This window comes from Herbidospora daliensis (assembly GCF_001570585.1).
GTDB lineage: Bacteria > Actinomycetota > Actinomycetes > Streptosporangiales > Streptosporangiaceae > Herbidospora > Herbidospora daliensis.
In genome coordinates, this window is record NZ_BBXF01000009.1 from 68473 (window position 1) to 82865 (window position 14393).

The following is a 14393-nucleotide window of genomic DNA, read 5'->3' on the forward strand; positions in this document are numbered from 1 at the left end:
TCTCCCACCTCCCGGGGTCGCGCGGACGGGCCCGATCCGTACAGAAAAGGAAGGACTTCCGTGGTCACGCAGGCTCCCGAGCGGCCCGTCGCCGCGGCGGCCCCGCCGCCACCGAGACGGAGGCGCGGCCTCCCGGCCCTGTGGCCGTACCTGCTGGTGATCCCGACCGTCGCCGGCGCCGCCTACCTGCTGTTCTATCCGCTGATCCGCAGTGTGATCATCTCGTTCCAGCACTTCAGGACCGGTGAGCTCATCAGGGGCGGGGCCGCGTTCGTGGGGCTGGAGAACTACCACGAGGCGCTCGGCTCGGCCGAGTTCTGGGCGGTCGTGAGAAGGACCCTGGTCTGGACGGGCGTCAACGTGGTCCTGATCATGGTCATCTCGACCCTGGTCGCCCTGATGGTCGCCCGGCTTGGCAAGCGGTTGCGGCTCGCGGTCCTGGCGGGGCTGGTGCTGACCTGGGCGACGCCCGTCCTGGCGGCCACCACGATCTTCCAGTGGCTGTTCCAGTCGAAGCTCGGAGTGGTCAACTGGTTGCTGACCAGTGTCGGTTTCACCCAGTTCGACGGCTACACGTGGTTCGCGAACGGGACCGCCACGTTCGCCATCATGGTGCTGCTCGTCGTCTGGCAGTCGGTGCCGTTCGCGGCGCTGACCCTGTACGCCGGCCTGACCACCATCCCGCAGGAGCTGTTCGAGGCGGCCCGCATCGACGGCGCGACCGGCTGGCAGGTCTTCCGCGACGTCACCTTCCCGATGCTCCGCCCGCTGTTCGGCCTCATCACCTCACTGGAGATCATCTGGGTCTTCAAGTGCTTCGCCCAGATCTGGGCGATCAGCCAGGGCGGCCCGGACGGCGCGACCACCACGCTGCCCGTGTACGCCTACCAAGTCGCCCAGTCGCTGCACAAATACGACCTCGGCTCGGCCATCTCGACCCTGACCGTGCTGATCCTGCTGGTCGTGCTCGTCCCGCACCTGCGCCGCATGTACAAGCACGAGGGAGCGGACAAATGACGATCAGGCGCCTCCCCATCACGCTCGCCGCCCTGTCGGTGCTGGTCGTCTCGGTCTTCCCCGTCTACTGGATGGTCGTCACGGCGTTCAAGCCCACCCGCGACATCCAGGCCGACACCCCGCAGTTCCTCCCGCTCCATCCGACGCTCGACCACTTCGCGACCGCGATCGGCTCCGACGGCTTCGCGCTGTTCTGGCGCAACTCGCTGCTGGTGTCGCTCGGCGCGGTCGTGTTCAGCCTGATCGTGGCGCTGCTGGCGGCGTTCGCGGTGGCCCGGATGCGGTGGCGGGGCCGCAAGGCGTTCATCCTCATGGTGTTCATCGCGCAGATGGCCCCGTGGGAGGCGCTGCTGATCCCGATGTTCATCATCGCCCGCGACACCGGCATGCTCGACAAGCTCTCCATGCTGACGCTCATCTACTTCATGAGCACGCTGCCCTTCACGATCGTCACCCTGCGCGGCTTCCTCGCGGCCATCCCGGAGGAACTGGAGGAGGCCGCCCAGATGGACGGCGCCAGCCGGTCGGCCGCGTTCCGCAAGGTCGTGCTCCCGCTGCTCGCGCCGGGCCTGATGTCGACGTCGTTGTTCGGCTTCATCACCGCCTGGAACGAGTTCGCCTTCGCCAACGCGCTCATCATCAAGAACCAGGACGACCGCACGCTCCCCGTCTGGTTGTCGTCCTTCTCCAACGTCTTCGGCACCGACTGGGGCGCCACCATGGCCGCCGCCACGCTCTTCATGCTGCCGGTTCTGCTGATCTTCCTGATCCTCCAGCGCCGGGTGACCTCCGGGATCATCGCCGGCGCGGTCAAGGGCTGAGAAAGGAAACCCAACGTGATCATTCCGCGGCCACGTGACCTGGCCGTCCTCGGGGGCTCCGTCACGTTCTCCGAGGATCTCGTCCGGCACAGACCCGATCCGGGCCTGCCGGAGGAGGGCTACCGCCTGACCGTCGGCGAGGGCGGCATCGAGCTGGCGTCCGGGGGGCCCGCCGGGGCCTACTACGGACGGCAGACGCTCCGCCAGCTCGGCGAGCGGCTCCCGGAGGGGGTGATCGAGGACGCGCCCCGGTTCGGGTGGCGCGGGGTGATGCTCGACGTGGCGCGGCACTTCATGCCGAAGGCGTTCATCCTGCGGCTGATCGACCTGATCGCCGAGCTGAAGCTGAACGTGCTGCACCTGCACCTCACCGACGACCAGGGCTGGCGGCTGGAGATCCGGCGCTACCCGCGTCTCACCGAGGTTTCGGGCGACCACTACACCCACGAGGACATCCGGGAGATCGTCCGGTACGCGCAGGAGCGGTTCGTGCGCGTCGTCCCGGAGATCGGCCTGCCGGGGCACGTGCAGGCGGCGCTGGCCGCCTACCCGGAACTGGGCAACGACCCGGCGCGGTCCTACGACGTCTGGTCGAGCTGGGGGATCAGCGAGCACACCCTCAACCTGGAAGAGGACACCATCGCCTTCTTCCACCACGTGCTCGACGAGGTCTGCGACCTGTTCCCCGGCGAGTACGTCCACGTCGGCGGCGACGAGTGCCGCAACACCGAATGGGAGGACACCCCGCGCGCCCAGGAGCGCATCCGCGAACTCGGCCTGCCGGGCGCGCACGCGTGCCGGGCCTGGATCACCGCCCGGATGGCCGAGCACCTGGCGAAGAAGGACCGCAAACTCGTCTACTGGTACGAGAAGCCCGACGGCCCTCCCGGCGCCACCACCATGACCTGGCTCGACGAGGAGAGCGGCGAGCTGGCCGCCCTCGAAGGCCGCGACGTCGTGCTGGCCCCGCACCTGCGCACCTACCTCGACTACCCGCCCGAGCAGCAGGCCGGCCCGTTCTTCCCCGACCGGGTGTTGTCGTTGTCGAACACCTACCACTTCGTCCCCCCGTCGGCGCCGGGGATCATCGGCGTCCAGGCGCAGCTCTGGACCGAGTACATGCCGACCCCGGCCGACGTCGAACGCCAGGCCTTCCCCCGGCTGCTGGCCTTCGCCGAGGTCGCCTGGGGTTCGGCGGACGACTACTCCGACTTCCTGCGCCGTCTCGACCCCCACCTGTCCCGCCTGGCCGCGCAAGGCGTCTCGGTGGGTCCGCTCATCCCGTAACGAAAGGACAGATGTGTCCAGCAAGAAGTGGTTAGCCGGCGGACTGACGTCCGCCCTCGCCCTCATCGGCCTGGTGGCGCTGCCCGCCGAGGCCGCCACCGCCGTCAAGGTCCAGTACAAGACCAGCGCGTCGGGCGCCCAGGCCGACCAGGTCGAACCCTGGCTGAACCTGGTCAACACCGGCACCACCGCCGTGGCGCTGAACACCGTCAAGATCCGCTACTACTTCAAGGCCGACTCGGCCTCGCAGCAGTACCGCTTCGCCTGCTCGTGGGCGGTCGTCGGCTGCTCGACGGTCACCGGCACCTTCGGCACGATCTCTCCCGGTACGGCCACCGCCGACCGCTACCTGGAGATCGGCTTCACCGGCGGGTCGCTCGCCCCGGGCGCCTCGACCAGCGACATGCAGCTGCGCTTCTACCGGGCCGACTGGCAGCGCATCACCCAGAGCGACGACTACTCGTTCGGCGCGCAGAGCTCCTACGCCGACTGGAACAAGATCACCGTCTACCAGTCGGGCGCCCTGCTGTGGGGCAACGCCCCGGCCGGCGGCAACCCCAGCCCGTCGCCGTCGCCCTCGCCGTCGCCGTCGGGTTCGCCCAACAACCCGGGCGGCAACAACGGCGTCGTCTTCGACGACTTCAGCTACAGCTCCCACACCGACCCGAACATCACCGCGCACAACTGGACGATCCGCACCAACCAGGGCGGCCCCGGCATCCCCGGCGCGACCTGGCCGGCGTCCAACGTCACCTTCCCGACCGTGAGCGGCGCCAACAAGGCGCTCCAGCTCAAGTCGGTCACCGACGGCACCTCGTCGGGCACCCAGCAGTCGGAGGTGCTGCACCAGCGCAAGTTCCTGGAGGGCACCTACGCCGCGCGGGTCTTCTTCACCGACACCCCCACGACCGGCCCCGACGGCGACCACATCGTGCAGACCTTCTTCACGATCACCCCGCTCAACCAGGACCTCGACCCCAACTACAGCGAGCAGGACTTCGAGTACCTCCCCAACGGCGGCTGGGGTGAGCCCGCGAACATCATGTACGCCACCTCGTGGGAGACCTACCGCAACGAGCCCTGGCTCGCGGTCAACACCCACACCGCCAACCGCATCAGCTACGCGGGCTGGCACGACCTGGTCCTCCAGGTCTCCGGCGGCGAGATCAAGTACTACATCGACGGGCAGCTGTTCGCCACCCACGGCGGCGACTACTACCCGGAGACCGTGCAGTCGGTGAACTTCAACCTGTGGTTCATCAGCGGCGGCCTCGTCGGCAGCAGCACCCAGCGTCAGTGGATCCAGCAGGTCGACTGGTTCTACCACGCCAAGAACGAGGTGGTCGCGCCCGCCACCGTCATCCAGCGCGTGAACACCTACCGCACCGCGGGCACGAGCTGGGTCGACACCGTCCCGGCGAGCTGACCCTCCCCGGCTGACGACGGCTCGCGCGCATTCGGGGCGCGCGAGCCGTTCGGCCTATCCGGGCAGCTGCCCCGGCTCGTCGACGACGCCCGTCGCGACCACGGCGCTGACGAATTCGGTTCCGGCCCGCATCAACCTCGTGCCGATGAGTTCGTTCTTGAACCGCTCCACCCGCCGGCCGATGAACTCGTAGGTCGTGTCGTCGAAGATGAGATACGACCGCGTCGTCACCTGGCCGTTCAGGTCGCGCCGGACGCCGGAACCGGGCACGTCCCCCTCGAAGGCGACGCCGATGCCGGTCCGCCCCGCCGCGTCCCGCACGTCGGCGTCGACCCGCACGCCCGGGATCTCGGCCAGCGCCCGGAACATCGCCCCCCTCAGCTTGGGCGGCAGCGGAACCTCCTGGTAGAGGAAGACCGAGAACACCCGGAAGGCCCGCGCGTCCTCATGCTCGCCGTCGGCTTTCCAGACCGGGTCGTTCTGCACGCGGTCCAGCAGCCGGGCCGGGTCGGTGGCCAGCTCGGCGAACTCGGCCGCGAACTCGCGCGGGGTGAGCTGGTCGTCGCCGGGTTCCGGCTCGATGGCCTGGTGCTCCATTCCGCCCTGCGCGCGGCGGGAGGACTGCGCCGTGCCGTCGAATCGGTGCCAGTACTCCTCGGCGACCGGCGCGGGGTCGTCGCCGTTCTGAACGAGGAGCTTCCAGTACATCCACTGGTCGTCTCGCGCCGCCGGGACGGGCGCGCCCCGCTCAGCCACCCGCGCGGCCCGCCGCAGCACCACCTCCGCGTTCATCTGCCGGATCCCCGCGGTGACGACCGGCCGGGCCGTCGTCGGCGCGTCCGGGACCGGCGCGCCGACGCCGCCTGCCACCACGACGGCGACGCCCGTCGCGGCGGCCATCAGGAACAGGGGCGGCGCGAGCCGGGCGCGGCGGCGGCGCAGCGCGCGGGCGCGCAGGGCGTCGAGCCGGTCGAGGCCGGGCTCGGGGGCGTCGGCCCGCAGGCCGCCCAGCAGCTTCAGGTCATCCACGGCTGGCCTCCTCTTGGACGGCGGACGGGTCGCTCCCACCCAGGGCCGCGCGGGTCTTGCGCCGGGCCCGGTGGAGGCGCGAGCGCACCGTGCCGACGGGGATGGCCAGGGCCCGCGCCACCTCGTCGTAGCTGAAGTCGGCCCAGGCGACCAGCAGCAGGACCTCGCGGTCGCCCGGCGACAGCACCGCCAGCGCCTCGGCCAGCTCCCGGTGCAGCGCCGAGGCCGACACCTGGGCCTCAACCCGGTCGGCGTAGCTCTCGGCGACCTCGTCGACGCCCGTCCGGGCCAGCGCCCGATAGGCCCTGACCTCGGCCCGGCGATGCCGCCCGACGAGGTTAGCGGCGATCCCGTAGAGCCACGGGCGGGCGTCGCGGTGGGCGGTGTCGTAACGCCCGAGGCGGCGGAAGGCTGTCAGGAACGTCTCGGCCACGACGTCGTCGGCCAGCGTGTCGCCGAGCCGGCGGAGCACGTAGCGGTGCAGCGCGGGCGCGTGCCGGTCGAACAGGACGGAGAAGGCGGCGGGATCGCGCCGGGCACGGTCGATCACCGCCGCGTCGTCGGGGACATGGGTGACCAAGCGGGCGCTCCGTTCCTAGGGATCGATCACCCTGCACTCACCCGATGGGTTCCATCGGGTTCACGCTCAGCCGTTCCCCGGCACGTTCTTCAGCGCCTCGCGCCGCGACAGCCCGCTCAGCCCCTGGTGCTCGACGTAGCGCACGACCTCGCGCGGGTCGGTCTTGGCGTACTCGCGCAGCGCCCAGCCGATCGCCTTGCGGGCGAAGAAGTCGGTGTCGGACAGGCTCGGCTCGATGCACGCGTAGAGCAGCGCGCTGTCGGTGTGCTCCTTGAAGGTGTTCTGCGACAGGATCGCGGTGCGGCGTTTCCACAGGTCGGGGCCGTGGGCCCACTCGAGCATCGTCGGGCGCATCGTCTCGGGGAACTGCCGCAGCAGGCCGCCCACGCGGTGGACGGCCAGTTCGTCGACCAGGTCCCACCAGGCGCCGGTGACGATCATCTCCTCGTACATGGGCAGGGTGTAGAGGGTCTGCCACGGGCGGTAGAAGCGGAAGCCCGTCAGGTCGACCGCCGCGTAGCGCTCCTCGCGGTACTTGGCCTCGCGCCACAGTTCGAGCACGGCCCGCCGCCACACCGGCGCGGAGTCGAGCCGGTGGTCGGCGAACACCTTCTTCAGCGCCAGCCGGCGCGGGCCGCTCTGCACGCCGAGGAACGGCATCTCCGACTTCATGTACGCCCGCATGACCGGCGCCTTCTCCGGGTCGGCGAGGTCGCCGAGAGCGGCCCGGACCGCGTCGACGAGGCTCATCCCGGCTGGCCGGTCGGCTCTCCGGTCGCCAGGCCGTCGAACAGGACCGTGATGTAGTGGTCGGCCAGCGCGGTGGTGTTGAGCCGCCCGCCCGGACGGAACCAGCGCACCGCCACCCAGATCGAGTCGCGGAGCATGCGGTAGGTCAGCTTCGGGTCGACGTCGGCCCGTAGCTCGCCGGTGGCCTGGCCCTTCTTGATCTGCTCCATCCACATGCGCTCGATCTCGTCTTCGGCCTTCACGAGGTAGTCGAAGCGGTGGTGCTCCAGCGAACGCAGGTAGTTCCAGTCGTTCTGCATCACGGTGATCGCGGCCCGGTGGGGTTCGAGCGTGGCGAAGCCGGTGCGGACCATCTGGGCCAGCACCTCGGCCGGGCCCTTCCCCGAGTCGAGGATCACCCGGTAGCGCGCGGTCAGGTCGTCGAGGAACGTGCGCAGGACCTCGTCGACGATCGACTCCTTGGAGTCGAAGTGGTGGTAGAGGCTGCCGGACAGGATCCCGGCCTCGTCGGCGATGTTCCGGACGGTGGTGGCCTGGAAGCCCTTGCGCGCGAACAGTTCAGCCGCCAGTTTGACCAGGTGGTCGCGGCGCTCCGAGGCGGTCACCCCGTGGGTTCTGCGCGCCGTCGCGGTGCTCTTGCGCTGGTTCACCCACCCATTATGGTCCGTTGTCGCCGACGGACCATTCAGAGCGCGGAATCGGCGATGATCGAGGATGGCGAAAATCAAATTCCCGTTCACGCTGGGCGTCGCCTCGGGGGAGCCCGCGCCCGACGGTGTGATCATCTGGACCCGGCTCGCCCCCGACCCCCTGAACGGCGGCGGCATGCCCGCGAGCGCGTTCGACGTGCGGTGGGAGGTGGCCGAGGACGACACGTTCGCGAAGCTCACGGCCTCGGGCACGACCAGGGCCCAGCCTTCGGGCGCGCACAGCGTGCACGTCAAGGTCACCGGCTTACGCCCCGCTTCGGTGTACTTCTACCGCTTCCGCGCCGACGGCCACACCTCGCGCGTGGGCCGTACGAAGACCGCGCCCGCGCCCGACTCGACGGCGCCGCTGAGAATCGCGGTGGCGAGCTGCCAGCGCTACGAGCACGGCCACTTCACCGCCTACCGGCACCTGGTCGCCGACGACCCCGACGTCGTCCTGCACCTGGGCGACTACATCTACGAGTACGGCAAGCCCGCCGTCCCCGAACCGGGCCGCTACGTCAGGCCGCTGAAGGACTCGACCGCCGCCTGCGTCACCCTCAACGCCTACCGCGAGCGCTACGCCCTCTACAAGCTCGACCCCGACCTGCAGGCCGCCCACGCCGCCGCGCCCTGGATCACCATCCCCGACGACCACGAGGTGGTGAACAACTACGGCGGCCGCACCGCCGACCCGAAGCGCAGGAAGGCCGCCTACCAGGCCAACGCCGAGCACCTGCCCTACCGCGTCAAGCCGTCCGGCGACGCGATGCAGTACTACCGCAGCCGCCCGTTCGGCCGGGTGCTCGACCTGCTGGTGGCCGACGCGCGGCAGTACCGCGTGGCGGGCGACATCCTCGGCCCGGCGCAGACGACGTGGCTGCTCGACAAGCTGAAGAACTCGACCGCCCGCTGGACGGTGCTGGCCCAGGCGCTGTTCTTCGCGCCGCGCAACCCGCCGAGCACCGACGCCTGGGACGCCTACCCGCAGAGCCGCAAGAAGGTCCTCGACGCCGCGCCGGAGAACTTCGTGGTGCTGAGCGGCGACGTCCACAACGCCTGGGCGGCCCGTCTTGACAGGGGCGTGGAATTCGTCGCGACGTCCATCAGCAGCGCGCCGCCGGCCGTGCGCGACGACGCGCTGGAGCGCAACCCGCACCTCGCGTTCTTCGACGGGCGGCGCGGCTACCTGGTCGCGAACGTCTCGATGGAGGAGTTCACCGCCGACTACCGCGCCGTCTCCTTCGTCGACCGGCCCGGCGCCCCGGTGTCCACGGCGGCCTCCTTCCGTGCCGTCGGTAACAAGCTCGAACGAATCGACTTGTGAAATTGCAGGTAAGACCTCTAGCGAATAGGAAACTTTCCTATTAGATTTCGGGCATGCCCAAGTGCGGTGCCGCATGACGCGAAGCACGGAGCTGCTGCGTCTGGCTGATTCGGTCATCCTCCCCGGCTTCGTCGGGACCTCGCCCCCCGACTGGTTGCGCCGGCGTCTCGCCGACGGCCTCGCCGGAGTGGTCTTGTTCTCCCGGAACGTCGACACGCCGGACCAGCTCGCGGCCCTCACGGCCGCCCTGCGCGCGGAGAACCCCGCGCTGCTGGTCGGCATCGACGAGGAGGCGGGCGACGTCACCCGGCTGGAGGCCCGGACGGGCAGCTCCCGCCCCGGCAACTACGCCCTCGGCGTGGTCGACGACGTGCATCTCACCGAGGAGGTGGCCAGGGACGTCGGACACGACCTGGCCGCCGCCGGGGTGACGATCAACTTCGCCCCGGCCGCCGACGTCAACTCCAACCCCGACAACCCGGTGATCGGGCTGCGCTCCTTCGGCGCCGACCCGGGCCTGGTGGCCCGCCACACGGCGGCCTGGATCAGAGGGCTGCAGTCGGCCGGCGTGGCGGCCTGCGCCAAGCACTTCCCGGGCCATGGGGACACCGCCGTCGACTCCCACCACGGCCTCCCCGTGGTCGCGGTCAGCCGCGAGGAACTCCACGAGGTGGAGCTGTGGCCGTTCCGCGCCGCCATCGAGGAGGGCGTGCGGGCCATCATGACGGGGCACCTGGTCGTGCCGGCGTACGACGAGACGATGCCGGCCACCCTGAGCCCGCGCATCCTCACCGACCTGCTCCGGGGCGAGCTCGGCTTCGACGGCGTGGTGATCACCGACGCCATCGAGATGGCCGCCGTCGCGGCGGTCTACGGCATCGGCGGGGCCGCCGCCCGCGCGGTGGCGGCCGGGGCCGACTCGATCTGCGTCGGCGGCGAGCACGCCGACGAGGCGACCTTCGACCACATCCGCGAGGCCATCGCCGACGCCGTCGTGAGCGGCCTGCTGCCGGAGTCCCGGCTGCACGAGGCGTGCGCCCGCGTCGCCAAGCTGGCCGCCTGGCGTCTTCCGCTCCAGGACCGCGTGCTGAACGGCGGCCCGGTCGGCCTGGCCGCCGCCCGCCGCGCGATCAGGGTCGTCCACCACGACGGCGCCCGCCTGCCGCTCAGCACCGCCCCGCACGTCGTCGAACTGTCGCCCGACACCAACCTGGCCATCGACAAGGGCCAGCCGTGGGGCGTCGGCGAGCCGTTGGGAGCGCTCCTCCCGGGCACCACGGTGACCCGCCTCGGCGAGGCCGAACTGGCCGACGGCGTGCCCGCCGACCTGCTCGACCGGGCCGCCGACCGCCCGCTGGTCGTGGTCGTGCGCGACGCCCACCGCCACGCCTGGCAGATGGACGCCCTCGGCCACATGCTGGCCGCCCGCCCCGACGGCGTGGTGGTCGAGATGGGCCTGCCGGGACGCACCGACCTGGGCGCCGTGCACATCGCGACACACGGCGCGTCGCGGGTCTGCGGCCAGGCGGCGGCCGAGACCTTGACCGGCCGATTGCCGTGAAATCCCCATAAGCAACGGCCTCGCGGGCGCAGCCGCGGGGCCGTTTCCATTTCCAGACCAAAATTCTGATCACAGAGTGCTATCAAACAACTACGCAGAGCTATATGCTCGGCAGTGCTTTGACCGGCCAGTCAAACAGACCGTCAAGGAAAGCGCGAGAAGGAGCCGTAGTGATCAAGAAGATCTGCGTGACCAGTGCGATGCTCGCGGCCGCCGCGGGTGCGAGCCTCATCGCCACCCCGGCCCACGCCGACACGTGGTCCGACAACTGGAGCGCGAACATCGGTTCGGCTCAGTCGGGCAACAACTTCGGCTGGGTCGCGGCGCGCAACGCCGGCTCCGGCCGTTCGACGAACGTCAACACCATCAACGGCATCTCCGCTACCGCCACTGGCGGCAGCGTGACCGTGGTCTACATCTTCAAGTAAACCGCGGTCGCGTCCCCAGCACTCACCCCACCCGAAGGAGAGAACATGTTCAAGAAGCTCGCCGTGACCGGTGCCGTCGTCGCCGCCTGTGGCGCGACCCTGCTGGCCGCCGCCCCCGCCCACGCCGACACCTGGATCAGCAACGGCAGCGTGAACCGCGGCTCCGCCCAGTCGGGCAACGTGTTCGGCAACGTCGCCGCCACCAACATCGGAAGCGGTTCGTCGACCAACTCCAACACCATCAACGGTGTCTCGGTCACCGCCCGCAACAGCGTGGCGGGCCTCGCCTACCGCTTCGACGACTAGTCGTCGACTCCGGCGCGCGCCGGGCTCTCCTTCCGGGCCCGGCGCGCGCCGCCGTGCGTTGCGGCCATGATGGGTTCTTGTACGTCATGCCGGGCGCGAGACGCGGGCGGCCGAAGGCCGACCGTGGCTCGCGCTTTGAATCTGCCGCAAAGCGCAAGGGGAAATGTCGATGAAGGCCGCGTATGTCACCTGGGACGGCCCCGATCCGGAACGCGAGACCGTGCTCTCGGCGTGGCTCGCCGAGGGGATCGAGGGCGCACCCGTGCGCTGGGACGACCCCGAGGCCGACTGGTCGGAGTTCGACGCGGCCGTGGTCCGCTCACCGTGGGACTACGTCGGCCGGCGTGACGAGTTCATCGACTGGGCCTGGCGGGCCGAACAGCACACGCGGGTGCTCAACCCGGCGTCGGTGCTGGCCTGGAACACCGACAAGACCTATCTGAAGCACCTGGGCGTGCCGACCGTGCCGACCCACTGGAGCTCGCTCGCCCTGCCCGACTGGGCCGAGTACGTCGTCAAGCCGACCATCTCCGCCGGGGCCCGCGACACCATCCGCACCCCCTCCGCCGAGAAGGCCGCCGCGTTCGCCGCCTCTCTTGAGGCGCAGGGCCGGCCGATCATGGTGCAGCCCTACGTCGAGAGCGTCGAGCACGAGGGCGAGTTGTCCCTCCACTACTTCAACGGCCAGTTCAGCCACGCCGTCAGGCGCACCCCGCTGCTGGTCGCGGGCGTCGGCGACCTCGACGACGCCGGGATCAAGGCCACCCTGCGCGACCCCGACGACGACCAGTTCGACCTGGCCGAGGAGATCCTGGGCAAGGTGGCCGAAACGCTCCTCTACGCCCGCATCGACCTCGTGCGCATGCCCGGCGGCGAGCCGGTGCTGATCGAGCTGGAGCTCACCGAGCCGTTCCTCTACCTCGACGCCGAACTCGAGGCGCCGGGCCTGTTCGCCCGCGCGCTGAAGGAGATGCTCTCCTAACCGTGGGCGGTGATGCCGCCGTCGACCGGGATGACGGTCCCGGTGAGGTAGGAACCGGCCCGTGAGGCCAGGAAGATCGCCGTCCCGGCCATGTCGTCGGGACGGCCGATCCGGCCGAGCGGCACGCTCGCCGCGACCATCTCGCGGGCCTGCGGGTCGTCGAGCACGAACGCCATCATCTTCGAGTCGAACGGCCCGGGGGCGATGGCGTTGACGGTGATCGACTCCTTGGCCAGGCGGTCGGCCAGGTGCCGGGTCAGCATGTGGACCGCCGACTTCGTGGCCGAGTAGGCGTAGCTCTCCATCGGCGGGGTGCGCAGGCCGTCGACCGAGCCGATGTTGATGACCCTGGCCGGGTCGTCGGGGGTCGCGGCCTTCCTGAGCAGCGGCAGGAACCGCTGCGTCAGCGCGAAGACGCCCTTCACGTTGATGTTCCAGAGCTTGTCGAAGGCCGCGTCGGGATAGTCGTCGAGGGGCGCGCCCCAGGCCGCGCCGGCGTTGTTGACCAGCACGTCGAGCCGGTCGTGGCGGGCGGCGACCAGGTCGTACACGGCCTCGACGCCCTCGCGCGTGGACAGGTCGGCCTGGACCGAGCCGCAACCGAGCGCGGCGGCGGCCTCCTCCAGCTGGTCTTTCTTGCGGGCGGTCAGGTAGACGGTCGCGCCGCCGTCGACGAACCCCTGGGCGATCATCCGCCCGATCCCTCGGGATCCGCCGGTCACCACGACGATCTTGCCTTCGACCGAGAAGAGAGTCATGCAGCGAGGGTACCGACCGGTCGGTCTGTGCGAAACGCATGACGGTCTCCCCAGGGCCTCGTGTTAGCCTTGCCCCCATGCAGCGCGCCCATCTGACGACGACGCCGGACTCCGTCCCGGCGCGCTGACCACTGCCTTACTTCGAAGCCCGGGGCGCACCGCCCCGGGCTTCGGTGTGTCGTGTGCGTCCCTTCCTCATCAGGGAGACACGATCATGTACGACCACCGCAGGCTCGGCCGCGAACTCGACCTGTTCGACGGCGATCCGCTCATCGGCGCGGGGTTGCCCTTCTGGCTGCCCGACGGCGCGGCGGTCCGGATGGCGCTGGAGGACTACGTCCGCGACGTCGAGAGACGCAACGGCTACCGGCACGTCTACTCGCCGATCATGGGCAAGCGCGAGCTCTACGAGATCTCCGGCCACTGGGACCACTACCGCGACGACATGTACCCGCCGATGGCGATCGGCGAGGAGCAGGTGGTGCTGCGGCCCAGCCTGTGCCCGCACCACGCGCTGATCTACCGCGCACGCGGGCGCAGCTACCGCGACCTGCCGCTCCGGCTGGCCGAACTCGGCGGCATGTACCGCTCGGAGCTGTCGGGGGTGCTGGGCGGGCTGACCCGCGTGCGCGCCATCCAGCTGAACGACGCGCACATCTTCTGCACCGCCGACCAGGCGGTCGAGGAGGCCCGTGCGGCCCTCGAACTGATCGCCGCCGCCCACGCCGCCATGGGCGTCAAGCCCGTCCGCTACCGGCTCTCACTCCCGGGTTCCTCCGGGAAGTACGTCGCGGTCCCCGGTCTCTGGGAGCGCGCGGGGGAGATGCTGCGCGAGGTGCTGCACGACGTCGACTACGAGGCCGTCGAGGGCGAGGCCGCCTTCTACGGGCCGAAGATCGACATCCAGATCGCCGACAACCTCGGCCGCGAGTCGACCCTGTCGACCGTCCAGATCGACCTCTACCAGCCCGCCCGGTTCGACCTCGAGTACACCGGCTCCGACGGGGCCCGGCACCGGCCCGTCATGGTGCACCGGAGCATCGTCGGGAGCGTGGAGCGGGCCGTCGCCCACCTGATCGAGGTGCACGGCGGCGCGTTCCCGGCCTGGCTCGCCCCGGTGCAGGCGGCGGTGCTGCCCCTCGGCGAGGACGAGGTCGCCTTCGCCGACGAGGTGGTCCGGCGGTGCGCCGATCTCGGGCTGCGCGCCGACCTCGTGGGGCCGGAGAAGGGCGGCCTGGGGGCGCGGATCCGGGAGGCGCGGCTCGTGCCGTACCAGCTGATCGTCGGCTCCCGGGAGGTCGCCGCCGGCGAGGTGTCGATCCGGCTCCGCGACGGCCGCAAACTCGCCGCCCTGCCGGTGGGCGAGGCCCTGGCGAAGATCGCGGAGATCACCTCGCGACGGGAGAGCGGGTTGTGGTGACTAAGCTTTCGC

The 14393-nt window shown here is 70.4% G+C and carries 15 protein-coding genes; 10 read left to right on the forward strand and 5 right to left on the reverse strand.

All coding sequences use genetic code 11. From position 1 onward, the window contains the following. Positions 1-60 precede the first annotated feature (60 nt). The 4 genes from AW274_RS34235 to AW274_RS34250 are packed head-to-tail and all read left to right on the forward strand — an operon-like array spanning position 61 to position 4551. A complete protein-coding gene (locus AW274_RS34235; protein ID WP_198169544.1) occupies positions 61-1017 on the forward strand; it encodes a carbohydrate ABC transporter permease in 957 nt (318 codons plus the stop codon). Next, positions 1014-1838, forward strand: a complete 825-nt coding sequence (locus AW274_RS34240) for a carbohydrate ABC transporter permease (protein WP_062441678.1) — start codon at positions 1014-1016, stop codon at positions 1836-1838. Before AW274_RS34235 ends, AW274_RS34240 begins: the two co-directional genes overlap by 4 nt. 15 nt (positions 1839-1853) lie before the next feature. Then, complete coding sequence (locus tag AW274_RS34245; protein WP_062441682.1) at positions 1854-3125, forward strand: beta-N-acetylhexosaminidase; 1272 nt, start codon at positions 1854-1856, stop codon at positions 3123-3125. A gap of 13 nt (positions 3126-3138) precedes the next feature. Then, on the forward strand, positions 3139-4551 hold the full coding sequence (locus tag AW274_RS34250; RefSeq protein ID WP_062441686.1) for a cellulose binding domain-containing protein: 1413 nt from the start codon (positions 3139-3141) through the stop codon (positions 4549-4551). Positions 4552-4605: 54 nt separating this feature from the next. Here the strand turns inward: AW274_RS34250 and AW274_RS34255 are convergent, their stop codons facing one another. From AW274_RS34255 to AW274_RS34270, 4 genes are all read right to left on the reverse strand, one after another. Further along, positions 4606-5580 carry a CU044_5270 family protein gene (locus AW274_RS34255; RefSeq protein WP_062441690.1) on the reverse strand — a complete coding sequence of 325 codons (975 nt, stop codon included), beginning with the start codon at positions 5578-5580 and terminating at the stop codon, positions 4606-4608. Further along, positions 5573-6160 carry an RNA polymerase sigma factor gene (locus tag AW274_RS34260; protein WP_062441694.1) on the reverse strand — a complete coding sequence of 196 codons (588 nt, stop codon included), beginning with the start codon at positions 6158-6160 and terminating at the stop codon, positions 5573-5575. Before AW274_RS34260 ends, AW274_RS34255 begins: the two co-directional genes overlap by 8 nt. 66 nt (positions 6161-6226) lie before the next feature. After that, positions 6227-6910: a DNA alkylation repair protein gene (locus AW274_RS34265; RefSeq protein WP_062441697.1), complete on the reverse strand. Its 684-nt coding sequence runs from the start codon at positions 6908-6910 to the stop codon at positions 6227-6229. Beyond that, a complete protein-coding gene (locus AW274_RS34270; protein ID WP_062441701.1) occupies positions 6907-7560 on the reverse strand; it encodes a TetR/AcrR family transcriptional regulator in 654 nt (217 codons plus the stop codon). The genes AW274_RS34265 and AW274_RS34270 overlap by 4 nt, the downstream gene beginning before the upstream one ends. Before the next feature lie 64 nt (positions 7561-7624). Here AW274_RS34270 and AW274_RS34275 point away from each other — a divergent pair, with 64 nt between their 5' ends. The 5 genes from AW274_RS34275 (at position 7625) to AW274_RS34295 (ending at position 12203) form a co-directional block, all read left to right on the forward strand. Then, positions 7625-8926 carry an alkaline phosphatase D family protein gene (locus AW274_RS34275; RefSeq protein WP_062441704.1) on the forward strand — a complete coding sequence of 434 codons (1302 nt, stop codon included), beginning with the start codon at positions 7625-7627 and terminating at the stop codon, positions 8924-8926. A 73-nt stretch (positions 8927-8999) separates the two neighbouring features. Further along, positions 9000-10487 carry a glycoside hydrolase family 3 protein gene (locus AW274_RS34280; RefSeq protein ID WP_062442156.1) on the forward strand — a complete coding sequence of 496 codons (1488 nt, stop codon included), beginning with the start codon at positions 9000-9002 and terminating at the stop codon, positions 10485-10487. A gap of 170 nt (positions 10488-10657) precedes the next feature. Beyond that, the gene (locus tag AW274_RS34285) at positions 10658-10915 is read left to right on the forward strand and encodes a hypothetical protein (RefSeq protein WP_030450924.1); all 258 of its coding nucleotides are present in this window, start codon (positions 10658-10660) and stop codon (positions 10913-10915) included. A 45-nt stretch (positions 10916-10960) separates the two neighbouring features. Beyond that, positions 10961-11221, forward strand: coding sequence for a hypothetical protein (locus AW274_RS34290; RefSeq protein ID WP_062441707.1), 261 nt, complete (start codon positions 10961-10963; stop codon positions 11219-11221). Between the two features lie 169 nt (positions 11222-11390). Beyond that, the gene (locus tag AW274_RS34295) at positions 11391-12203 is read left to right on the forward strand and encodes an ATP-grasp domain-containing protein (protein ID WP_232320617.1); all 813 of its coding nucleotides are present in this window, start codon (positions 11391-11393) and stop codon (positions 12201-12203) included. Here the strand turns inward: AW274_RS34295 and AW274_RS34300 are convergent. Next, positions 12200-12961, reverse strand: a complete 762-nt coding sequence (locus tag AW274_RS34300; RefSeq protein WP_062441714.1) for a glucose 1-dehydrogenase — start codon at positions 12959-12961, stop codon at positions 12200-12202. The two genes, AW274_RS34295 and AW274_RS34300, sit on opposite strands and share 4 nt — an antisense overlap. Positions 12962-13175: 214 nt before the next feature. Between AW274_RS34300 and thrS the strand changes: the two genes are divergently transcribed. Next, a complete protein-coding gene (gene thrS, locus AW274_RS34305) occupies positions 13176-14381 on the forward strand; it encodes a threonine--tRNA ligase (RefSeq protein ID WP_062441717.1) in 1206 nt (401 codons plus the stop codon). Positions 14382-14393 lie beyond the last annotated feature (12 nt).